Below are 22,376 nucleotides of genomic sequence, written 5' to 3'. Positions count from 1 at the left end.
GACGGGTCGGACGGGGAGAGGTCACGCTGTCTCCTGGGCCGTGAGGGCGAGCACGTGGCCGACGAGGGCGATCAGGGCGTCGGTGGCCTGGTCCCGGTCGCGTGCGTCGCACAGCACGAGGGGTGTGTCGGGGAGCAGGTCGAGGTGCTCGCGCAGCTTCGACGGGTGGTGTGCCGGGGAGTCGGGGAAGGTGTTGACGGCCACCGCGTACTGCAGGCCGGCCTCCTCGATCATGTCCATCACCTCGAACGAGTCCGACAGCCGGCGGGTGTCGGCCAGCACCAGCGCGCCCATCGCACCTCGGGCGATGTCCTGCCAGAGCGGCTTGAAGCGCCGCTGGCCGGGCGTGCCGAACATGTACAGCACGTAGTCGTCGGGGAGCGTCAGGCGTCCGAAGTCGATGGCCACCGTCGTCGTCGACTTGTCGCGGATGCCGGAGAGGTCGTCGACGGACGCGCTGGTGCGGGTCATGACCTCTTCGGTGTGCAGCGGCTCCGTCTCGGACAGCGAGCGGATGAACGTCGTCTTGCCCACCCCGAACGGGCCGGCGACCAGCAGCTTCACCAGCGTCTGGGATCTGTCGCCGCTGAGGTAGACACCGGCGTGCGGCACGGCGCCGGGCTCCTCGCCGGCCGGGGAGCCGGACGCCGAGGCGTCGCCGGAAGGCGCGTCGGCGGGTACGTCGGTGTCGCTGCCGCCCGGGTGTTCCGGGGCCTCAGCGGGAGGACTTGAGAGTGCGGAGTCCATCGAGAACCTTCTCCAGAATCTGCCGTTCGGGCAGTTCGGCGTCGGGTATTGGAGCGCGGGCCGCCAGCAGGCCCGCGTCGACGAGGTCGGCCACCATGACCCTGACCACGCTCAGCGGCAGCCGCAGATGCGCGGCGGTCTCGGCCAGGGAGAGCGGTCCCGGCTGCAGCAGCTGCAGCAGGCGCCGCTGTTCGGGGCGCAGGTCCCTCGTGGCGGGGTCGGCCGGAGCGAGCAGGACCGTCAGCCGGTCCAGCGTGTTGCGGCTGGGCCGGCCGCGTCCGGTCGTGGCCAGGTAGGCGGGAACGAGACGTCTGTGGTCACGGGGCGGTGGGGTCATGCCGAGGTGCCCTGCCGCGGAGGACTGCTCATGGCCTTCTCGCCCAGCGTGGCCACCTGCACCTGCATGTGGTGCGTCACGACCCCCATGTTGACCTCGCGTTCGGCGAACACGGCGAGGCACGTGTTCCGGCCCGCGGGGATCGCGAACACCCAGCCGAGATCGGACTCGATCACGGTCTGGCGGAGCTTGACTTCCGGCTCGCCGGAGAAGGCCGCGGTCGTCGTACGGGCCGCGCCCTGGAGTGCGGAGAGCATCGCTGCGACGCCCTCGGCGGCCTCCCGCTCCAGGCCGGGCGAGCGGCCCTCGATGAGGCCGTCCCCGGAGATGACCGCAGCGTGGACCACGTGCGGCAGTTCGAGGAGGGGAGCCAGCACCCAAGAGGTGTCCTCGCGGACGGATCGGCGCTCGGGGGTGGTCATGCGGGCGGATTCCCTTCGGAGGTGCGGTGCTCGATGTGCTCGGCGTCGGGGGAAGCGCCGTCGCCCGGTGCTTCGCCGCCGCCGGTGTCGCGGGGACGGCTGTCGTCGCTCCCCGCCGCGGAGCTGCCCCGTCCGGCACGGAGACCGGCGTCGGGGCCGGGGTCGCCGCCGGTGTCGAGACCGTCGTCGACACCGGCGGCGGCCCGGCCCGAGGCTGTGCCCTGCTGGAACGCGGCCCAGATGTCGGCGCTCTCCTCGGGACTGGTGGGCGGCGCGGAGCGGGCGGGGGCGGCGTCCGGCGTGCTGTCCGTGGACGCGGGCCTGGACGGGGACGTGGACGCGGCCGTGGCGGCGCCGCTGTCTTCCGGACCGGTCCGGCCGGTACGCGCCGGGGCTTCCACCTCCGCCGGCCCGCTGTCCGCCTGGACGGGCCGGCGCCGGCGGCGGCGCGGCAGCTCGTCCGGTACGGCGTCCGCATCCGGCCCGTCGAGCAGCGCGGAGGCAGCGGTGAGCGGGAAGCCGTCGGCTCCGGCGCGGCCCGGCAGGGAGGCGCGCTCGGGGGGCGCCGGCGCCATCGCGGACATCGGCTTCTCCTCCTCGTCGAGCAGCGTGAGCAGCGGCTCGCCCGGGACGTGCACGATCGCCCGCACACCTCCGTACGGCGAGGACTCCAGATGCGTGGAGAACCCGTACTGCTGCACGAGTTGGCCGATGGCCGCGAAGCCGATGCGCGGAGGGTCGCCGAGGTCGGTCATCAGCACCGTCTCCTCACCGGAGACCATCCGCCGGGCGCGCTCCAGTTCGTCCGAGTGCATGCCCACGCCGGCGTCGTCGATGATCACGGAGACGCCCCGGTTGCCCTGCTGGATCGTGACGACGACCGGAAGGTCCGGGTGCGAGTAGTGCAGCGCGTTGGCCATCAGCTCGGTCAGCGTGACGGCCACCGGTTCGACGGCCCGGGCGACCACACCGACGGGGTCGCGCAACTGGTTGGTGACCTGGACGCGTTCGTAGCCGCTGAGCCGCGACATCGCGCCGACGACGATGTCCGCGAGGTGCGAATTCTCCCTGGTCAGGCCGGGCCACGCCCCGCAGACGACCGCGGTGGACTGGATGCGGCGCAGCGCCTGCTCGTTGAGGAAGTCCGCGCTCAGCAGATCCTCGGCGACGAGCGGATCCTCGTACTTCTCCTGCATCCGCTGCAGGAGGGACTGCAACTGGTACAGCAGGGCCTGGATGGTGGTCGTCGAGCCGCGCATGGCGGCCTGCGCGGCGAAGTCGACGCGCTGCCGTTCCTTGACGACCTCCTCGCTGACCTGGCCGAGCACGGCGCTGATCGACCGGTCGATCTCGGGAGTGAGCGTTCCGGAGCCGAGCGGGCCTCTGACGGGGACGTTTCTGTGCCGCAGCGAGGTGGCGAGGTCGGGTATCCGGTTCTGCGCGAGGTGCCTGAACTCCTCCTCCACCGCGCGCAGCCGGGCGCCGAGGTCGGCGTTCTGCCGTGTGGCTCCGTGGAGTTGCGTCTCGACGGCCCCGGAGTGCCGCCGCAGGCGGCTCAGATCCTTCCGGGCGAGGACGAACAGCAGGGCCAGAACGACGGCGGCGACGGTTCCCGCGGTGAGGAAGACGATCAGCGCCACCGGTGTCTCGGTCATCGGTGTCCTTGGTCGGCTGGATTGCTTTGTACGGCGGGTTGACGCACGCGGGCAGAGCGACAGCCACAACCGTCGGGGGACCCCTCACCCGGCGAACCCACACGGTCACGCAGGATACATAGGTGGTATGCACACCCTTCTGGTGTGTGCACGTATCCCGAGCGTCAACTCTCCTGCCGGAACGCACAGTTCACTGCACGGACACCCTGGGGCGCCGGACGCCGCGAGCTGCGGGGGCCGGCCCCTGACGGTACGTCAGCCCCTCCGTCCGAGCCACAGGGGGTTCGTCATCGCGGCCATCGCACCGGGCAGGTCGGGAGGCGACCCCACGGGCGGGGCGTGGCGGACCTCCGCCCGCACGTACGCCGCCAGCGAGGCCGTCGTACGCCACTCCAGCGGCTCGGAGGAGACGGCGGCCGAGAACATCTCGCCCTCGTCCGTCATGAAGCGGGCGGTGGCACCCGCCGGTGCTCCCGTCACCTTCAGCCGGACCGAGACCTCCGCGTCCGGGGGCACCGCCAGCCGCCCGCCTATGCCGGCGTGCTCGCCGCGCGGGCCGGACGCCTCGAACGTGAGCGAGATCTCCGAGGACTCGGCGAGATAGCTGCGGCCCTCGCGCACGGCTTCCAGCAGGGCCTGCCTGGACAGCTCCTCCGCGTGGACCACCGTGTGCGGCAGGCCCACCTTCTGGGGTTCGGCGTGGGCGTCGCTGTTGCCCATCGCGGGGAGCCGGCGGCCCGGCGCGGGCGGCGCCGTGAGCATGTTGTCCCAGGCGGCGACGGCGAGTTCGTCGTCCGCCGTCCACGGTCCGTTCCAAACCTCGACGGCGTCCGCGTCCTCGTACCCGAACTTCCACTGGCAGCCCACGAACGGGCAGTTGGGGTGGGCCGGTACGACGAGGCCGCCGGCGCGGCGGATGCGGCGCGCGTAGCGGGAGAAGACGCCGTCACGGGCCCGGTAGCGCCAGTCGACGAACGTGCCCGGGTCGGTGCCCAGGGCGAGGAGGTGCCCGTTGCGGGTGGTGACCTCCTCGCCGCAGAGGATCAGGAAGTCCTCGTCCCACAGGCCTTCCCAGGCGCCGTGGCCCGACGTCGTGTTGTGCTCCGTGGTGGTGATGAAGTCCAGCCCGGCCGCGCGGGCCGCCGCAGCCGTCTCCGCGGGGGTGCGCTTGCCGTCGGAGTGCACGGTGTGGAGGTGGCAGTCGCCCCGGTACCAGGCCCTGCCGCGGCCCTTGGCCCGCTCCGGCGGATGGACCGGCCGCGGGGTCTCGCCCTGCTCGCCGTGGCGCAGCGTGATGGTGACCTCGTACGACATGCCCTGCGGCGCGACCGTGTACGGGCCGAGCACGACGTGCCAGGTTCCCGCGCGTACGGGACCTGCCACGTAGCCCGGTGTCGCCTTCTCCGCGCTGATCGTGAAGCGGTCCCGCGCGCCGCCGGACCAGCCGCGGAAGCCCCGGCCGCCGAGGGCCGTGCCCCGCTCGTCGAACATGCCGATGTCCAGGGCGTTGCCCTGGGTGCCCTCGGGCACCTCCGGCTTGTCGTAGGAGTAGGAGACCTCGATCTCGCGGACGCCGGAGGGGACTTCGACGGGCAGGTACACGAAGTCGGCCGCGCCGGTCTCGAGACGGCCGCGGACCGTACGGCTCGCCTCCGAACCGTCGGCTGCGTGCGCGAAGTTCACGCTGCCCAGTGTGAGCGCACCCGCCGCTGACACGCCGGCCGACATCCTGAGTACGTCACGCCTGTCCATTCGGGTCATGCCCCGCCCCCCACTGAGAACGTCACCGGCCGCGCCACGGAAGCCGCGCCCGCCACCCGAGCGCCACGAGTCACCGTTCTACGCTCAGGAGGCGGGCGGGGGAACCCCTGTGGACAACGTCCCGTCGGCGGCGTGCCCTCCCCGCAGCGCGCCGTACGGCCGCGGAGACGGAGTGAGCGCGCGCTCCGAACGCGCCGGAGCACAACGCTTCTTGGGGACCTCTGTGCGAAGAAACGACACGGCACGTCCGCTACCCCTGACCGGGAAGCACCATTCGCCTTCTTTCGTGTGATGACAGGTGAAGTCATCCGAAAGGAGAGTGGTGCACATCTACAGGGAGGGCTGAGAACACCTATGACTGTTGAAGCCGGCCAGGAAGACGTGCAGGGGCAGGCGTCCGCGCAGCAGAGTCTGGCGGCGTCCGCGGCGCGGAACCTGTCGACGACCGCGAAATCCGCTCCGCAGATGCAGGAGACCTCCTCCCGCTGGCTGCTGCGGATGCTGCCGTGGGTGGACGTGAAGGGCGGTACCTACCGGGTGAACCGGCGGCTGAGCTACGCCGTCGGCGACGGACGGCTGACGTTCGTGCAGACCGGCGGGGAGGTGTCGGTCATCCCGGCCGAACTGGGCGAACTCCCGGCGCTCAGCGGCTACGGCGACGAGGAGGTGCTGGGCCGGCTCGCCGAGCGCTGCGAGCGGGTGGACTGCGAGCCGGGCACCGTGCTGGCCCGCGCCGGCGACGCCAAGGACCGCGTCTTCCTGCTGGCGCACGGCCGCGTCGACAAGGTCGGCACCGGACCGTACGGCGGGGACCAGGTACTCGGCTTCCTCGCCGACGGCGCCTACTTCGGCGAGCAGTGCCTGACCGGGACCGAGCCGACGTGGGAGTGCACGTTCCGCGCCAGCACCGCCTGCACCATGCTGGTGCTCTCCAAGGGGGACGTCGACAACCTCGCGGTGCGCGCCCGGTCGCTCCGCGGCCACCTGGACAGGGTCGCCTCGCTCCCTGACCAGCGCACCAACAAGTACGGCGAGGCGGCGATCGACCTCTCGGCCGGGCACTCGGGCGAGCCCGTGATCCCGCACACCTTCGTCGACTACGAGCCGATGCCGCGCGAGTACGAACTCTCCGTCGCGCAGACGGTCCTGAAGGTCCACAGCCGCGTCGCGGACCTCTACAACGAGCCGATGAACCAGACCGAGCAGCAGCTCCGCCTCACGCTGGAGGCGCTGCGCGAGCGCCAGGAGCACGAGCTCGTCAACAACCCGGAGTTCGGGCTGCTCAGCAACTGCGACTTCGGCCAGCGCCTTCAGCCCCACGACGGTGTGCCCAGCCCGGACGACATGGACGAACTCCTCTCGCGGCGGCGCGGCAACAAGTTCTTCCTCGCCCATCCGCGCGCCATCGCCGCGTTCGGCCGCGAGTGCAACAAGCGCGGACTGTCGCTGGAGTCCGTGGACAACGGCGGCCACCGCGTCCCCGCGTGGCGCGGCGTGCCGATCTATCCGTGCGGAAAGATCCCGATCAGCGAGTCCCGTACGACGTCGATCATGTGCATGCGTACGGGGGAGGACGACCAAGGCGTGATCGGGCTGCGGCAGTCGGGCATCCCGGACGAGATCGAGCCGAGCCTGTCGGTGCGCTTCATGGGCATCGACGAGCAGGCGATCATCTCCTACCTCGTCACCGCCTACTACTCGGCGGCGATCCTCGTACCCGACGCGCTCGGCGTCCTGGAGAACGTCGAAGTCGGCCGCTGGAGCTGACGAAAACCGGCCGGAGCGGCGGCGCGTACACGCACAGGCTCCGGCGGACGCGCCGGGTCGGGCCACGCCGTCCCGGCCGACCGGCGCACGTGCCTCCGCCCGTCCCGGCCCCGCGCCGACGGCCACGTACCGCACGCACCGGCCGCCTACGCGCATCGATTTCCACGCGCCCGCACGCCCGCGCCCGCACGCCCGCGCCCGCACGCCCCCGGCCGTGTGCGCGAGACCTCCGCACGCGCGGAACTCGCCCTACTGGAAAGGCACTTCACGCATGACGCGAACCAGTGGAGCCGGCCTGCCCCCCTGGCCTGGGGGCGGGCCGCCGCCCGCCCGCCCACCGGCCCCGCCCGGGCTCCCGGCACCCGCCGTGCGCGCGGCGGCCGGGCCCGGGGCGTCCCCGGGCGCGGCACTCGAACGACTGCTGTCCGGGCCGACGGGCCTCGGTACGGCCGCAGCCCGCGCGTTCCGGTCCGCCCCGCCCTCCGCGCCGCCGCCGGGGGAGGGGGCCGCACCCCGGGCCGTCGAGGGACCAGGACGTACGGGTGACGGCGGTCCGCCGGCGACCCGGGTCCCGCCGTCCGGCGGGGAGCCGGCAGTGCGGACCCCCGCCCTGTACTGCCCCGACGCGGTGCGCGACGACCCCGCCCTCGGAGAGGAGGTGAACGACCGCCTCGTCGAATGGGCGGAGGAGATCGGCATCTTCAGCGGGCGTCTGGAGCGCCTGCGCTCCCACCAGTTCGGCCGCCTGTTCATGCTCGCGCACCCGGACTGCGACGATCCCGGCCGGCTGCTCGCCGCGGCCCGCTGCGGACTCTCGGAGTGGTCCGTGGACGACCACTGGGTCGACGAGGGAGAGGAGACGGAACCCGAACTCCTCGGCTCGCGCCTCGCGATGACCCACGCCGTGATCGACCCCGTGCGGCTCCCGGCCCGCTACCTCGCGCAGTTCGAGGAACTCGTCGCACGGCAGCCCGTCCTGCGGGCCTTCCGGTCCAGCCTCGGCCATCTGTCGAAGATCGCGAGCACGACCCAGATGGCGCGCCTGCGCCACGAACTCGCCGTCATGTTCGTCGGATACGGGCAGGAAGCCGAGTGGCGCACCAACGGCCGCAGGCCGGCCGTGTGGGAGTACCTGCTGCACCGGTACGAGAACGCCTTCTACCCCTGCATGGTGCTGATCGACCCCGTCGGGGGCTACGAGCTGCCCGCCCACGAGTTCGCCGACCCCACCGTGCGCCGCACCTACCTGTACGCGGGCATGGCCAACGTCCTGCTCAACGACGTCTATTCGATGGCCAAGGAGGACCCCGGCGACACCAACCTGCCCAACCTCATCGCGGCCGAGGACGGCTGCTCCCTCCAGGAAGCCGTCGACCGCACGGCCGCCATCCACGACGAGCTCATGCACACCGTCGAGGCCGACTGCGCGGTGCTCGCCGCGACGGGCTCCCCGCAGCTGCGGCGCTATCTGGCCGGCCTGTGGGCGTGGATGGGCGGGAGCAAGGAGTGGCACGCCACAAGTGCCCGCTACCAGAACCCCAGTTGATTCCGTGATCACACCGTTGGAACAGGAGAACCCCATGGCCGTCCAGGGCGCCGTCGCTCATCCCCTCCGCAGCCTCTACCAGAGGTCCGTCGCGAACTACTGGAACGAGGAGAAGAACCCGGTCAACCTCCGCCTGGGCGAGGTCGACGGCATCTACCACCACCACTACGGCGTGGGCGAGGCGGACTTCTCCGTCCTGGAAGGGCCAGAGGAGACCCGCGAGGAGCGCCTCACGGCCGAACTCCACCGCCTCGAATGCGCGCAGGCCGACCTGCTGATGAGCCACCTCGGCGACATCACTCCCGCGGACCGCGTCCTGGACTCCGGTTCGGGCCGCGGCGGAAGCAGCTTCGTCGCCCACAGCCGCTTCGGCTGCCGCGTGGACGGGGTCTCCATCTCCGAGACCCAGGTCGAGTTCGCCAACGGCCAGGCCAGGGAGCGCGGGGTGGAGGACAAGGTCCGCTTCCACCTCAGGAACATGCTCGACACCGGCTTCGAGAGCGACGCCTTCCAGGCGATCTGGAACAACGAGAGCACCATGTACGTCGATCTGTCGCTGCTGTTCCCCGAATACGCGAGGCTCCTGAAGCACGGCGGACGCTATGTGACCATCACCGGCTGCTACAACGACGCCTACGGCCTGCCGTCCCGGGCCGTGAGCGAGATCAACGCCCACTACATCTGCAGCATCCACCCGCGCAGCAGCTACTTCAAGGAGATGGCCGCCAACCGCCTCGTCCCCGTGAGCGTCGTCGATCTCACCGCGGCCACCGTCCCGTACTGGGAGCTGCGTGCGAAGTCACCGCTGGCCACCGGCATCGAGAAGGCGTTCCTGGAGGCGTACAAGGGCGGCAGCTTCCAGTACCTGCTGATCGCGGCCGACAAGGTCTGATCCGGTGCCCCCGGCGCGCCCGCGATCAGCGGGCCCGCCGGGCGGCGCGCCATCCGCTCACCGCCCGCTCACCGCCCGCCCGCCGCACGGCTGTGAGGGTGCTCAGCGCCCGGTCGACCTGCTCTTGACCAAGGCGAACACGATCAGGATCAGGATCAGCGGCGCGAGCAGCCACAGCCACCACAGGTTCTTGCCGCTGCTGCTCGAACTGCTCGTGCCGGCCGTCGAGTTGCTGCCGACGGTCGTGGTGACCGCCCCGCTCGTGCTCTTGCCGCCGGAGGTCTTGCTCACACCACCGGTGCTGCTGACCGACCCGCCGGTGCCGGACCCGCTCGTGCTCTTGCCGCCGGAGGTCTTGCTGACGCCTCCGCTGCTGCTGACCGTCCCGCCCGTACTGCCGCTGCTGGAGCCGGTGCTCGAGGTGGAGGTGGAGCTGAGGCCGCTGCTGCCGGAGGTCGAACTGGAACTGGAGCTGAGACCGCCGCTGCTCGACGTCGAGCTGGAACTCGTGCTGACGCCTCCGCTCCTGCTCCCTCCGCTGCTGACCCCGCCGGACGCCCGCCCCGGCGCCGCCGCGACCCGGACCCCGCCGTCCGCCCGTCCGTGCGCCGCCGTGACCTCAGAGCCGGCGGACCGCTCTGCCCGCACCGGCGCCGAGTCCGCGGCGGCGTACGCGGTCCCCGCCGATCCCGCGAGCAAGGTGCACAGCAGCAACGCGGATATCCCAACACGCATGCTTTCCCCCGTGGTTGTCGTCGGAGGCAAGGATGGCAGGACAGCCTGTCCCGGTAACAGCTCGGTCGTGTAACCCCCCTGCACCAGAGCCGGTGTGAGATAGCCCGCAGCGGTCGGTCCGGGGCCGTGATCGGACCCGCTCGTATGCTCGGTCCATGACTTCGAGCGCGCAGGCAGCCCCCACCGCCAACGCCATGCGGCGTGCCCTCCGCCGCGCCCGCGACGGGGTGACGCTCGACACCGCCGAGGCGGCCGTGCTGCTCCAGGCGCGGGGAGGGGACCTCGCGGAACTCGCGAAGTCCGCCGCCCGGGTGCGCGACGCCGGGCTGGAGGCGGCCGGACGCCCCGGCGTGATCACGTACTCGCGCGGCGTCTTCATCCCGCTCACGCGGCTGTGCCGGGACAAGTGCCACTACTGCACCTTCGTCACCGTCCCCGGGAAGCTGCGCCGCGACGGCCACGGCATGTTCCTCTCGCCCGACGAGGTCCTGGACATCGCCCGCCGGGGAGCCGAAACGGGCTGCAAGGAAGCCCTGTTCACGCTCGGCGACAAGCCGGAGGACCGCTGGCCCGAGGCCCGCGAATGGCTGGAGTCGCACGGCTACGACGACACCCTCTCCTACGTGCGGGCCATGGCCATCCGCGTACTGGAGGAGACCGGCCTGCTGCCGCACCTCAACCCGGGGGTGCTGTCGTGGTCGGACTTCCAGCGGCTCAAGCCCGTCTCGCCGTCCATGGGCATGATGCTGGAGACCACCGCCGAGCGGCTGTGGAGCGAACCCGGCGGCCCGCACCACGGTTCGCCCGACAAGGAGCCCGCCGTACGGCTGCGCGTCCTGGAGGACGCGGGCCGCTCCAACGTGCCCTTCACCACGGGCCTGCTGATCGGCATCGGCGAGACGTACGAGGAGCGGGCCGAGTCCCTCTTCGCGCTGCGCCGGGTCCAGCGGGCGTACCAGGGCATCCAGGAACTCATCATGCAGAACTTCCGTGCCAAGCCCGACACGGCGATGCGCGGCATGCCGGACGCCGAACTGGAGGAGCTGGCCGCGACCATCGCCGTCGCGCGGCACATCATGGGCCCGTCGGTCCGCATCCAGGCGCCGCCGAACCTCGTCGACGGGGAGTACAAGCTGCTCATCGACGCCGGCATCGACGACTGGGGCGGCGTCTCCCCGCTCACGAAGGACCACGTCAATCCCGAGCGCCCCTGGCCGCAGATCGACGAACTGGCGCAGCACACCGCCGCGTCCGGCTTCACGCTGCGTGAACGCCTGCCCGTCTACCCGGAGTTCGTCAAGCGCGGAGAGCCCTGGCTCGACCCCCGGCTGCTCCCCCACGTCGAGGCGCTGACGGAGACCGGGACCGGACTCGCCCGCGAGGACGCCCCGCTGGTGGGCCGTCCCTGGCAGGAGCCGGACGAGGGGTTCCTCGCCCCGTCCGGACGTACCGACCTGCACCGCACCATCGACACCGACGGGCGCACCTCCGACCGCCGCGACGACTTCGACGAGGTCTACGGCGACTGGGAGAGCCTGCGCGAGGCGGCGCGGCCCGGCATGGCACCGCAGCGCATCGACACCGACGTCCGCGCGGCCCTGTCACGCGCCGCCGACGACCCCACCCGCCTCACCGACGACGAGGCGCTCGCGCTGCTGCACGCGGACGGTCCCGCGCTCGACGCGCTGTGCGGCATCGCCGACCAGCTCCGGCGCGACGTGGTGGGGGACGACGTGACGTACATCGTCACGCGCAACATCAACTTCACCAACGTCTGCTACACGGGCTGCCGGTTCTGCGCCTTCGCGCAGCGCCGCACCGACGCCGACGCCTACACACTCTCGCTGGACCAGGTCGCCGACCGGGCGCAGCAGGCGTGGGACGTGGGCGCCGTCGAGGTGTGCATGCAGGGCGGCATCCACCCGGACCTGCCGGGCAGCGCCTACTTCGACATCGCCCGCGCGGTGCGGGAACGCGTGCCCGGCATGCACGTGCACGCCTTCTCGCCGATGGAGGTGGTCAACGGCGCCAGCCGCACCGGCCTGTCCGTGCGGGACTGGCTCACCGAGGCCCGCGACGCCGGTCTCGGCTCGATCCCGGGCACCGCGGCGGAGATCCTCGACGACGAGGTCCGCTGGATCCTCACCAAGGGGAAGCTGCCGGCGGCCACGTGGGTCGAGGTCGTCGGGACCGCGCACGAACTCGGCATCCGCTCGTCCTCCACGATGATGTACGGGCACGTCGACCAGCCCCGCCACTGGCTGGGGCACCTGCGGAAGCTCGCGGAGATCCAGCGCTCGGCACTGGAGAAGGGCGTCGAGGGGTTCACCGAGTTCGTCACGCTCCCCTTCATCCACACCAACGCCCCCGTCTACCTGGCCGGCATCGCCCGCCCCGGCCCGACGACCCGCGACAACAGGGCAGTCACCGCGATGGCGAGGCTGCTGCTGCACCCGTACATCACCAACATCCAGACGAGCTGGGTGAAGCTCGGCGCTGAGGGCGCGGCGGAGATGCTGCGGTCCGGGGCGAACGACCTCGGCGGCACCCTGATGGAGGAGACGATCTCGCGGATGGCCGGGTCGTCCTACGGCTCGTACCGCTCGATCAGGGACCTCACGGACATCGCGGAGTCGGCGGGACGCCCGGCCCGAGCCCGTACGACGCTCTACGGAGAGGTGCCCGAGGAGCGCCTGCGGACGGCCATGGACTCGGACGGGCGGCTGCCGGACCTGCTACCGGTGTTGGAAACCTGAACCGGCGTTCTAGAGTGCAGACGCGGTCGGGGCGCTCCGTCCCCTGCCTGCACCGGACAGCCGTCACACAGGGGAGAGAGACGTGACCGCTTCAGGCGGTGATGCCGTATGGGGCCGCACCGAGCAGCAGAGCTTCCGCAGCCGGGTGCGCGGCTGCCTGCTGGGCGGTGCGATCGGGGACGCGCTGGGCGCGGGCATCGAGTTCGACTCGCTGAGCGACATCCGGCAGAAGCACGGCGCCGCGGGTGTGACGGACTACGTCACCGCCTACGGCCGGCGGGGCGCCGTCACGGACGACACCCAGATGACCCTCTTCACGGTCGACGGCCTCATCCGCGCGCACGTACGCCGCGACACCGGCGCCTGGCACCCGCCGACCGACGTCCACGCCGCCTACCGCAGATGGGCCGCCACCCAGCGGGACTGGGGGCCGGACCTGCGGAAGAAGGAGGACGGCTGGCTCGCCCGGGAAGAGTGGCTCTACGCGCGCCGCGCGCCGGGGAACGCGTGCCTCTCGGGGCTGTCCGACGAGCGCATGGGCACCCTCGACGCCCCGAAGAACCCGGAGTCGAAGGGCTGCGGCACCGTCATGCGCTCCGCTCCGTTCGGCCTGCTCGTCGGATGGGAACCGCAGCTGGTCTTCCAGCTCGCGGTGGAGTGCGCGGCGCAGACGCACGGGCACCCCACGGGGTACCTGGCGGCAGGGGCGTTCGCCGCGATCGTCCACGCGACCGCCCGGGGCGACAATCTCGACAACGCCGTCCAGAAGGCCCTGGTCCAGCTCGCGACCCGGCCCGGCCACGACGAGACCACCCAGGCGCTGAAACGAGCCGTCGGCGCGGTGCGGCAGGGAATGCCGTCGGCGGAGCGTGTCGAGTCGCTCGGGGAGGGCTGGACGGCCGAGGAGGCGCTGTCGATCGGCGTCTACTGCGCGCTCGTCGCGGAAGACCTGCGCCACGGTCTGCTGCTGGCCGTCAACCACAGTGGGGACAGCGACTCCACAGGTTCCGTGTGCGGCAACCTGCTCGGCACCATCCACGGGGAGACGGCCCTCCCGCCGGACTGGGTCGCGGAGCTGGAGGGGCGGGCCACGGTGCTCGAACTCGCCGACGACTTCGCCATGGAGATGACGCAGGGCCCGGCTCTGCACGCCCCGGGGCAGGCGTCCCCGGCGTGGCTGGAGCGCTACCCGCGCGCGTGACGCGGACGGCTGCCGTCGTGTGACGCGGACCGCCCGCGCGGCTGCCGCGGCGTCCGTGCGGCCGCACCGCGGGGAGGCGGGAGCGGCAGGGAAGAGCCCCCTCGGCAGGGACGGCGGACCGGTCGAGAGGGCTCAGTTCCAGGTGACGCCGTGTCAGGACGGCGACGGGCCGGCGGCGTTCGCGAGCGGGCGTTCCGGGCGCCTTCCCGCGGGTTCGGATGCGGTCCGACGACCGCTCCCGGTACGTGTGAACCCGGGCCCGCCGGCGGGCCCGCACGCACGGTTCGTGCTCCGGCGGTTCAGCTGGGACGGCCGGAACCGCGCACCTGGGCGACGAAGCCGGCCCACGGTCCCGGAGGGAAGCTCAGCGCCGGCCCTTCCGGGGCCTTCGAGTCGCGCACCCCCACCGCGCCCGGCGTCGGCGACTTCACTTCGACGCACGCACCGTTGGCCGAGTAGCTCGATTTGATCCATCGGGTGGTGTTTCCCTGCTGAATTGCCATGTCTGCTCCGGTTGTTCGACTCGTGTGCTCGACCGTACGCCTCGATTTCCCGAAGCGAAGGAATCGTTCACTCGACCGGATGGCATATTCCAGACTGGCCTTCACGCGTCTACGCCTGACGTGTACTCTCCCCGCGCTCAGCCTCGGGCATAGTCCTTTGCCACATTCTCGATGAACTCGCGAGTCTGGTCCGGGTTGAGGGCCTCGGCGCGCAAATGCTCGTACATGACGCTGTAACTCTGCACATCGTGCGGCTTCTCCAGATAAAGGTCGCTCGTGACCCCCTCCAGATAGACGACCGACGAGTCGGACGCCTCCGGGAACTCGAGGATCGCGTACTGCCCGTTGACGCCCGGGTGCGCGCCCATCGAGAACGGCATCACCTGCACGGTGACGTGGGGCAGTTGGGACACCTCGTTCAGCCGCTCGAGCTGCTCCACCATCGTCTGCGCCCCGCCGACGGCCCGCCGCAGCGCCGACTCGTCGAGCACGGCCCACAGCCGCAGCGGATGACGGACGTCGTTGATGCGGTCCTGGCGCCGCATCCGCACCTGCACGCGCTTCTCGATGTCGGCCGGCGTCGCCTCGGGTGAAGCCCCCTCGCAGACGGCCTGCGCGTACGCCTGGGTCTGCAACAGGCCCGGCACGACCTGCGGTTCGTAGACCCGCAGGGACGCGGCGTCGGTCTCCAGGCCGATGTACACGCTGTAGGGGATGTCGCCGAACGCGTGCCACCAGCCCTGCTGGCGCGACTCCTTGGCCATCTGCATCAGCGACTCGACTATGCGGTTGTCCTCCACCTCGTAGACCCCGCACAGATCGCGCACGTCGCGCTGGCTGATGCTGCGCCGGCCGTTCTCCAGCCGGCTGATCTTCGACTGGGAGACCAGCAGCCGCTCGGCGACCTCCTCGGCCGTGAGCCCCTTGACTTCGCGGAGGCGACGCAACTCCTGGCCCAGTCGGCGGCGTCGGACGGTGGGATTGACGTTGGACGCCACGGGTACTGCACCTCCGCGTAAAGTACGACTACTTGTCAAGCAGGTTGCCACCACCGTGAGCGATCTCGCTGGAGAATGGCAACAGAGGGTGCCGGAGCGAGCACGGAGGCGGGACGTTTACGGCCACGCGCCCGCGCTCGCAACGTGGTTGAGCGCCCCCGGGGGCGGGGCGCCGCCACCCAGCCCTCGCAGCCTCTCGCAGCCGCTTCGTGAACCGGAAGACGGAACCGGCTCCAACTCCCCGGCGCCGCCCCGGGATTCGGCCGTGACGGCCGCCGCCTCGCTCTTCCCCCACGCCGTCCCTGCACGCCGTCCCTGCACGCCGACTCAGCGCACCGACTCTGCGCACCCGCGGTCCCTGCGCACCCGCGACCTGCTGCGTCCGGACATGCGCACGGGGTGGTGGTCCGGCCGCGACTCGCCGTCACGGCCGGACCACCACCCCGCACGAGCCGTGCTTTCCGTGGTGTCTCGTTGTGCTGTTGTGCTGTGCGGTGGCTGCGCTCCTGGCTCAGCCCGCCCGGACCATCCCGCCCACCGTGTGGCGTGCCTGATCCGCCAGCTGCCGCGACGGACTGCCCGCCGGCACGCGTGCCGCCGCCGGCCGACCGCCCGCACCGGAAGGTGCCGGCTGACCGTTCGGAGCGCCGTTGCCCGCCGCACGCCGGGGCTGCGCCCCCGCGCCGTTCTGCACGTCCATCACGGCGTGCGCCACGAGACCGCCCATCGGGTCGTGCCTGATGAGGTCCCGCAGCCGGGAGCGGCTCGAGCGCCCCTCGTTGCCGGGATAGAGGTGCTTGCCGAGGCCGACCGCGTGGGCCAGCGCGGCGAGCGCCGCTGTCCGGGGGTCCGGCGGCACGCCCGTACGGATCGCCGCGTCCAGCCGGGTTCTGATCTCCCTGCTGATCGCCGTCTCCGTCGCCTGGTACCGCGTCGTCGGCAACACCCCGCACATCTGGCTTGATACGGCATGCACCATGCCGCAGCGCTCCAGGTGTGTGAGATAGGTTTGGCGGAGCCCCAATCGGGGTCCACCGATCCAATGGACAGCACGCACCGGGCTGCCGCGCCTGCGCAGCAACTCGAGTGCGGAGTCCAGTGTCGGATCTCCGGTCGGCCGTGGCAGCACCACGGCGATGCGGTCCCCGTCTGGGGCTATACGTCCTGCGAGAGCCAGCTCGACGAGCTGGGCCCCGGCCAGGCCGAGGTCAAGCGACTGCGGCTGTGCCGTGGTGCCCGTGGCCGGGTCCAAGGCCAGCAGCAGAAGCTCCTCCGGAATAGTTCTGCGGCTCCTGCCCATCCATGCCTCCCCGCGTGGATGTCAGACAGGGTGACTCCTCTCACAATGGTCTGTCGAGAGTGCGTGGGTGTTATGTACGGGAACCAGTAGGTATGTCGTTCTCGTCTGCGCGGTGGAAAGACCGATCCAAGCCCCTGTCGGTCCGCCCCAGCGGAATGTGGCGGCGGGGGGCCCAGGACACTGTTAACTGGTACGGCGAGCGGCGAGCACTCAGCATCAGGAGGCATCGGTGGCGGGCGAGTCCCCCGACAAGGTGGAGCGCGGGAAGTCGTCGGGGGAGACGACGGACGAGGGGCGCGCGGTTGCGTCCTCGCGCGGAAAGAAGTCCGGCTCCAAGTCGCCCCGCCGGAGCGGGAACGAGGCCGGGACCGGGGCCGCTCCGTCGAAGAGCGCGAAGTCCTCGAAGCCCAGGTCGCCGAAGGGTGCGACGGCCGCGAAGCCGGCGAAGTCCGGGAAGGGCGGCAAGTCCGGCGGCGGCACGAAGCCGGCTGCGGCGCCCAGGAGTTCGAAGCCCGCGAAGAGTACGGACACCGCGCCCGGGAAGAGTGCGCCCGACGCCGCTTCGCCGCCTGCCGAGGGCGGTTCGCCGGAGCCGGCGGACGCCTCACCGACCGCTCCCGAAGCCGCTCCGGCAGCGGACGAGGCGGCAGCCGAGGCCACGCCGGCGGGGACGGACGAGCAGGCGCCGCCTGCGGCTCCCGACACTGCGGCCGGCCCCGGCGACGTGCCGGGAGACGTGCCGGAAGCCGGAACCTCCGGCGAGGGTGCCGCCGCCGATGCGGACGACGGAGCAGGTCAGCCCGTGGGTCACGGGCACAACGACGAAAGGCTGAAAGCAGCCGTCGCGGCGTGGGTCGCGGGTTCGGGTGACGAGCCGGACGGAGAGCCGCGGCGTGAGCGCGGAGATTCGGCTGCGGGGGAGGGGAAAACAAGCCAATCCGCGGAGGGCCGAGGCGGGGTGGGCCCGGGAAGCGCCGGCGAAGGCCCTGAGCGGGCCTCCACGGGCGTCGCGGGGGCCGTGGAGGGGGTCGACAACCCCACGGCCATGTTCCGCACCGTGGACGCCGATCTCGTGCGTTCGGAGGAGGAGGACAGCGAGGCGGCCGCCAGGCGGGCGGAGCGCATGACATCCGCCTTCTTCGGGCCGGGCAGGTCCGCCGGGAAGCAGGGCTCCGGTGACGCCGACGTCGCCGGCGAGCCCTCTTCCGCTCCGGCGACCGCCGACGGCGCCGTGACGGGGGGCGAGGCCACTGACGCGGAGCAGCCGGAGTCCGCGTCGCCGGGCGGCCAGGAATCCGGCGCGGAAGAGACCGGTGGCGAGGAGACCGGTGCCGAGGGGTCCGGTGCCGAGAGCCCGGGCGGGGCCGCACCGGGTGAGGACGCCTCCGACGTTCGCGAACGTGAAGACGCCGAGGAGCCGGCCGCGCCGGCCCCGGAACCGTCCGGCGGAACCCGGGATGCGGAGCCGGCCGCTTCCGCCGAGCCCGCTGCTCCCCGCGTGGACGAGCCGACGGCGGTCTTCCGTACGCCCTCGGCGCAGGAGCCCGCCGGTGCGGCGGCGCGCGGGGACCAGCCCACGGCGGTCTTCCGCACCGTCGAGCCCGGTGAGACGGACGAGGCTCCGGCCGCGGGGAAGACCGAGGAGAGGAAGCCCGAGGCGGAGAAGTCCGGAAGCGAGAAGTCCGGAACCGAGAAGTCCGGCGAGGACGAGCCCGGGACCGGTGACTCCGGTGCCGGGCTCCCGGGCGACGCGAAGACGGAGACGCTGCCCGAACCCCGCGACAAGGACGCGACCACGCAGCTCGTGCGGCCCGTCGATCCGCGGCTCGCGGTCGCGGCCGACGGCGGGACCGGCAGGCTCCCCGCGCAGAAGAAGGAACCGGAGAGCGGCGCCGGGAAGAAGGCCGAGCCGGAGACGGGCGCGGACGGCGGCTCGAAGGGGACCCCGGCCGGGGAACTGGCCGAGGCCGCGGGGAAGACGCCGGAGAAGGCCCCGGAGAAGGCCCCGGCCAAGAGCTCCGAGGAGGAGACCGACTCGGAGCGCACGAGCCAGTTCGTCCCCCTCAGGTCCGCGGACGCACCGCCCCGCCCCACCCGTAAGCCCGACGGCCCGGCCGCGCCGCCGAAGCCGCTGGGCCGGCCCGCCGCCCCGGCGGCGGGTGAACTCCCGGCCGAGGCGCCGGCGGCCGGCCTGAGCGAGGCCGAGCGGACGCGGCAGGAGGTGCGGCCCGACCAGGCGCCGCTGGACCTGCTGGCGCAGCTCACCAACACCCCGCCGCCGCCGGAGACTCCGCTGCGGACCGCGGTGCGCCGGGTCAAGATCTGGACGCCGCTGGTGCTGCTGCTGATCGTCCTCTTCGCTGTCGCGCAGGCCGTGCGACCGCTGCCGGAGGCGAAACTGGCGCTCACCGCGTCGCCGACCCACACCTTCCAGGGGCCGAAGCCGTCCGTGCCGTGGCCCTCCGAGGGCCAGGCCCGGCTCGACGTGCAGGGGCTGGGCTCGTTCGGCTCGTCCGGCAAGCAGAAGCCGGTGCCGATCGCGAGCGTGGCCAAGGTGATGACGGCGTACGTCATCCTCCGCGAGCACCCGGTCAAGAAGGGGACGGACGGCGCGTCCATCCCCGTCGACAAGAAGGCCGAGGAGGAGGCGGGGCTCAGCGCGCAGAACGAGTCGACCGTCGAGGTCGAGGAGGGCGACAAGATCTCGCAGCGGGAGGCCGTCCAGGCGCTCATGATTGCTTCCGCGAACAACGTCGCGCGTCTGCTGGCCCGCTGGGACGCCGGCTCGGAGAAGGCGTTCGCGAAGAAGATGAACGCCGCCGCGGACGACCTGGGGATGAAGAACACCCACTACACCGACCCCAGCGGGCTCACCGCCTCGACCGTGAGCACCGCCGAGGACCAGGTCAAGCTGGCGAAGAAGGCGATGGGCATCGACCTGTTCCGCGAGATCGTCCGGCTTCCCGGCTACCGCGACGCCAAGGGGGAGGAGCACGGCAACTGGAACAAGCTCGTGCCGGTCGACGGCGTCGTCGGCATCAAGACGGGCACCACCACGAAGGCCGGCGGCAACCTCCTCTTCGCCGCGGAGGAGGAGATCGGCGGCACGAAGCAGCTCATCGTCGGCGCCGTGCTCGGGCAGTACCGCCCGTCGATACTCGACACCGTGCTCCAGGAGAGCAAGAGGCTCATCGACACCGCCCAGGACGCGCTGCGCGCGCAGAAGGTGGTCCGCAAGGGCGACGTCGTGGGCTACGTCGACGACCAGCTCGGCGGCAGGACGCCCGTCGTGGCGACGAGGGACGTCACGGCCGTCGGCTGGTCCGGCCTGAAGGTGAAGCTCGCGATGTCGGACGGCGGGAAGCCGCTGCCGCACGAGGGCAGCCGGGGCGACAGGGCGGGCACCCTGACCGTGGGCGACGGGCCCGGCCAGGTGCGGGTGCCGCTGGCTCTCAAGGAGGACATGGCGGAGCCCGGCTTCGGGGCGAAGTTGACCAGGATCCTGTGAAGCGGGTGCCATGAGCCCGGACGCAGGTAGTGCCCGGCCCGCACGTGGCGGAACCGGGGCCGAGCAGCACGGGGGAGAGCGCGGTGGCCGCCTTGCGGGAGTCGCAGATGCCGGACGGTGAGGGCGAGACGCCCCCTGGGGACGTGACCGTGCCCAGGGGCGGTGCCGCTGCGCGGACGGCTTCCGGCACCGGCTCCGTGCCCCGCCCCAGGAAGGGGCCCGAAGCGGCGGGAGGCGGCCGTCCCGGAGGCGGGCACCCGGACGGCGCGGGCCCCGGACGCGCGGCCGGAGGCTCCGGTACCGGCCCGTCGGACGCCGCTCCCCCGGACGACGGCCCGTCCGGCACGGGTTCGCCGGCGCGGCCGGCCGGCCGCCCCGCGCACCGCCGTCTCGTGGACGCCGCGGCGGGCCTCGTCCGTCATCCGGTGCTCTCGCCCGTGCTGCTCGCCACCGTCCTGCACCTGATATGGCTGTGGCTGCTGGCGAGCGGCGGCGGGGACCTCGCCGCGCAGGACGCCTGGGCCGAGTTCGTGCAGCGGCATCCCGACTCGGCGTACAACCTCGCCTGGTACGGGGGTCTCCACCCCTTCTCGTACAGCGTGCTCTCGCCGTATCTGATGGCGGCGATAGGGGTCCGCAGCACCCTGATGCTGGCGGGCATCCTCTCCTCCGGCCTGCTCGCGCTGATTCTCCGCCGCGTCCTCGACAGGCCGCTGGTGCCCGCGCTGTGGGGCGCGTTCTCCTTCACCTGCAACGCCGCATCCGGCCGCGTCACCTTCGGCCTCGGCATCCTCTTCGCGCTGGGCGCGGTGGCCGTCGTGTGGGCGTGGCCGCGCCGCTGGTGGCGGAGCAGGGGCAAGGGGCGGTTCGCCAGGGGGGCCGCGGCGGCGCTGCTGGCCGCGCTGGCGACGACGGGCAGCCCGGTCGCCGGCCTGTTCCTGGAAGTGGTCGCCGCCGCGCTGTTCCTGGACCGCCGCAGGCAGGCCGCGTACGCGATAGCGGTGGCGCCGCCCCTCGTGGTCGCCGTCTCGGCGGTCTTCTTCCCCTTCGAGGGCCTGCAGCCCATCCCGTGGTGGTCCGCGCTCTTCCCGCTGCTGGGCGCCGTGCCGGTGCTGCTGCTCGTGCCGCGTACGTGGCGCACGGTGCGGCTGGGCGCGCTGGTGTACTCGGTCGGCGTCGTCCTCACCTGGCTGATCCCGTCGCAGGTCGGCTCGAACGTCGAACGCCTCAGCCTGCTCTTCGGTGTCGTGGTGCTGCTGGCCGCGGCGCCGCTGGTGGTCTCCGACTGGCGTTCGCGGCGCGGCGCGGCCATGGCGGTCACTCTGGTCGTAGCCGTGGGCTGGCAGCTGGCGAAACCGGCGTACGACGTCTTCGCGACCACCCCGGACAAGGCGTGGAGCCGCGAACTCACCCCGCTGATAGGGCAGTTGAAGGAGGTGGGCGCCGAGCGGGGCCGGGTCGAGGTGGTCCCCGTGCGCAGCCACCGGGAGGCGTCCGCCCTCGCTCCGCACGTCAACCTGGCCCGCGGCTGGAACAGGCAGGCGGACACCGACCGCAACCCGCTCTTCTACGAGAACGGCGGCCTCACGCCGGACAGCTACCACGAGTGGCTGCGGCGCTGGGCGGTGCACTTCGTGGTGCTTCCCACTTCATCGCCCCCGGACGGCGCGGCCATAGAGGAGGCCGAGATCGTCCGTGCGGGCCAGCCCTACCTGCGGGAGGTCTGGAGCGACGAGAACTGGCGGCTGTTCCGCGTCACCGATCCGCTGCCGCTCGCCGAGAAGCCCGCGACCGTGGAGCACGCGGGGGCGGGCCAGGTCGAGGTGCGCGTGCGGGAACGCGGCGCCGTGCTCGTGCGGATCCCGTGGTCGCCGTGGCTCGGCCTGGTCGACGCGTCGGGCTCCCGCGTCGACGCTCCGGAGGAGGGCGCCCCGAACCGCTACGGCTGCCTGCGCAAGGCCCGGCCGACCGTCGGCGGGGCACCGGCGCCGGGGGAGGAGGAGCCCGTCATGGACACCTGGACACTGCTGGAGGCGCCCCGCCCCGGTACGTACCGCCTGGCGGCGCCCTACCGGCTGCCGCGCGGTACGACGTGCCCGGACAGCCTGCCCCCGGGGCCGCGCGTCGGCGGGGAGGACGGCGAGCGCGGAGCCCCGGCCGCGGACGGAGACCTCGGCCGGGGACGGGACTCCTCCCCGGAGTGACGCCGGCTGCGGACGGGTGCGGGGCGCCTCCCGCCGTGGTGCGG

At 72.4% G+C, this 22,376-nt stretch carries 18 protein-coding genes; 8 read left to right on the top strand and 10 right to left on the bottom strand.

Annotated elements, in window-relative coordinates:
- Window positions 1–21: 21 nt before the first annotated feature.
- The 5 genes from H181DRAFT_RS17390 to H181DRAFT_RS17370 form a co-directional block, all read right to left on the bottom strand.
- Entirely contained in the window at window positions 22–612 is a 591-nt protein-coding gene (locus tag H181DRAFT_RS17390; protein WP_045865455.1) for a GTP-binding protein, read from the bottom strand.
- A gap of 103 nt (window positions 613–715) precedes the next feature.
- The gene (locus H181DRAFT_RS17385; RefSeq protein ID WP_045865375.1) at window positions 716–1,084 is read right to left on the bottom strand and encodes a DUF742 domain-containing protein; all 369 of its coding nucleotides are present in this window, start codon (window positions 1,082–1,084) and stop codon (window positions 716–718) included.
- The gene (locus H181DRAFT_RS17380) at window positions 1,081–1,506 is read right to left on the bottom strand and encodes a roadblock/LC7 domain-containing protein (protein ID WP_045865374.1); all 426 of its coding nucleotides are present in this window, start codon (window positions 1,504–1,506) and stop codon (window positions 1,081–1,083) included. The genes H181DRAFT_RS17385 and H181DRAFT_RS17380 overlap by 4 nt, the downstream gene beginning before the upstream one ends.
- A complete protein-coding gene (locus H181DRAFT_RS17375) occupies window positions 1,503–3,161 on the bottom strand; it encodes an ATP-binding protein (protein ID WP_074467914.1) in 1,659 nt (552 codons plus the stop codon). Before H181DRAFT_RS17375 ends, H181DRAFT_RS17380 begins: the two co-directional genes overlap by 4 nt.
- Window positions 3,162–3,416: 255 nt before the next feature.
- Complete coding sequence (locus H181DRAFT_RS17370) at window positions 3,417–4,913, bottom strand: CehA/McbA family metallohydrolase (protein WP_045865373.1); 1,497 nt, start codon at window positions 4,911–4,913, stop codon at window positions 3,417–3,419.
- Window positions 4,914–5,276: 363 nt separating this feature from the next.
- Between H181DRAFT_RS17370 and H181DRAFT_RS17365 the strand changes: the two genes are divergently transcribed.
- The 3 genes from H181DRAFT_RS17365 (at window position 5,277) to H181DRAFT_RS17355 (ending at window position 9,127) form a co-directional block, all read left to right on the top strand.
- Window positions 5,277–6,689: a family 2B encapsulin nanocompartment shell protein gene (locus H181DRAFT_RS17365; protein WP_045865372.1), complete on the top strand. Its 1,413-nt coding sequence runs from the start codon at window positions 5,277–5,279 to the stop codon at window positions 6,687–6,689.
- 367 nt (window positions 6,690–7,056) lie between these two features.
- Window positions 7,057–8,235 (top strand): family 2 encapsulin nanocompartment cargo protein terpene cyclase, encoded by a 1,179-nt coding sequence (locus H181DRAFT_RS17360; protein WP_045865371.1) that lies wholly within the window; start codon window positions 7,057–7,059, stop codon window positions 8,233–8,235.
- A gap of 34 nt (window positions 8,236–8,269) precedes the next feature.
- Entirely contained in the window at window positions 8,270–9,127 is an 858-nt protein-coding gene (locus tag H181DRAFT_RS17355) for a geranyl diphosphate 2-C-methyltransferase (RefSeq protein ID WP_045865370.1), read from the top strand.
- A 102-nt stretch (window positions 9,128–9,229) separates the two neighbouring features.
- Here the strand turns inward: H181DRAFT_RS17355 and H181DRAFT_RS17350 are convergent, their stop codons facing one another.
- Entirely contained in the window at window positions 9,230–9,418 is a 189-nt protein-coding gene (locus tag H181DRAFT_RS17350; protein WP_045865369.1) for a hypothetical protein, read from the bottom strand.
- Between H181DRAFT_RS17350 and H181DRAFT_RS17345 the strand changes: the two genes are divergently transcribed.
- The 3 genes from H181DRAFT_RS17345 (at window position 9,411) to H181DRAFT_RS17335 (ending at window position 13,819) form a co-directional block, all read left to right on the top strand.
- On the top strand, window positions 9,411–9,935 hold the full coding sequence (locus H181DRAFT_RS17345) for a hypothetical protein (RefSeq protein ID WP_139131717.1): 525 nt from the start codon (window positions 9,411–9,413) through the stop codon (window positions 9,933–9,935). The genes H181DRAFT_RS17350 and H181DRAFT_RS17345 overlap by 8 nt on opposite strands.
- Window positions 9,936–10,017: 82 nt before the next feature.
- Window positions 10,018–12,618 carry a bifunctional FO biosynthesis protein CofGH gene (locus tag H181DRAFT_RS17340; RefSeq protein ID WP_074467913.1) on the top strand — a complete coding sequence of 867 codons (2,601 nt, stop codon included), beginning with the start codon at window positions 10,018–10,020 and terminating at the stop codon, window positions 12,616–12,618.
- Between the two features lie 82 nt (window positions 12,619–12,700).
- Window positions 12,701–13,819, top strand: a complete 1,119-nt coding sequence (locus tag H181DRAFT_RS17335) for an ADP-ribosylglycohydrolase family protein (RefSeq protein WP_045865366.1) — start codon at window positions 12,701–12,703, stop codon at window positions 13,817–13,819.
- A gap of 299 nt (window positions 13,820–14,118) precedes the next feature.
- Here H181DRAFT_RS17335 and H181DRAFT_RS17330 read toward each other — a convergent pair whose 3' ends face one another.
- The 4 genes from H181DRAFT_RS17330 to H181DRAFT_RS28485 form a co-directional block, all read right to left on the bottom strand.
- A complete protein-coding gene (locus tag H181DRAFT_RS17330; protein ID WP_045865365.1) occupies window positions 14,119–14,322 on the bottom strand; it encodes a DUF397 domain-containing protein in 204 nt (67 codons plus the stop codon).
- 137 nt (window positions 14,323–14,459) lie between these two features.
- Window positions 14,460–15,320: a helix-turn-helix domain-containing protein gene (locus H181DRAFT_RS17325; protein ID WP_045865364.1), complete on the bottom strand. Its 861-nt coding sequence runs from the start codon at window positions 15,318–15,320 to the stop codon at window positions 14,460–14,462.
- A 511-nt stretch (window positions 15,321–15,831) separates the two neighbouring features.
- Complete coding sequence (locus H181DRAFT_RS17320) at window positions 15,832–16,620, bottom strand: GOLPH3/VPS74 family protein (protein ID WP_074467912.1); 789 nt, start codon at window positions 16,618–16,620, stop codon at window positions 15,832–15,834.
- Window positions 16,621–16,836: 216 nt separating this feature from the next.
- Window positions 16,837–17,325: a hypothetical protein gene (locus H181DRAFT_RS28485; protein WP_052708623.1), complete on the bottom strand. Its 489-nt coding sequence runs from the start codon at window positions 17,323–17,325 to the stop codon at window positions 16,837–16,839.
- A gap of 253 nt (window positions 17,326–17,578) precedes the next feature.
- Between H181DRAFT_RS28485 and H181DRAFT_RS17315 the strand changes: the two genes are divergently transcribed.
- Window positions 17,579–20,128, top strand: a complete 2,550-nt coding sequence (locus tag H181DRAFT_RS17315; protein WP_052708622.1) for a D-alanyl-D-alanine carboxypeptidase — start codon at window positions 17,579–17,581, stop codon at window positions 20,126–20,128.
- 83 nt (window positions 20,129–20,211) lie between these two features.
- Window positions 20,212–22,332 (top strand): MFS transporter, encoded by a 2,121-nt coding sequence (locus tag H181DRAFT_RS17310; protein ID WP_175439790.1) that lies wholly within the window; start codon window positions 20,212–20,214, stop codon window positions 22,330–22,332.
- Window positions 22,333–22,376 lie beyond the last annotated feature (44 nt).

It is taken from the genome of Streptomyces sp. WMMB 714, assembly GCF_900090125.1.
Lineage (GTDB): Bacteria > Actinomycetota > Actinomycetes > Streptomycetales > Streptomycetaceae > Streptomyces > Streptomyces daqingensis.
The sequence above is the reverse complement of the archived record's forward strand: the minus strand, read 5'-3'. Positions and strand labels throughout refer to the sequence as shown.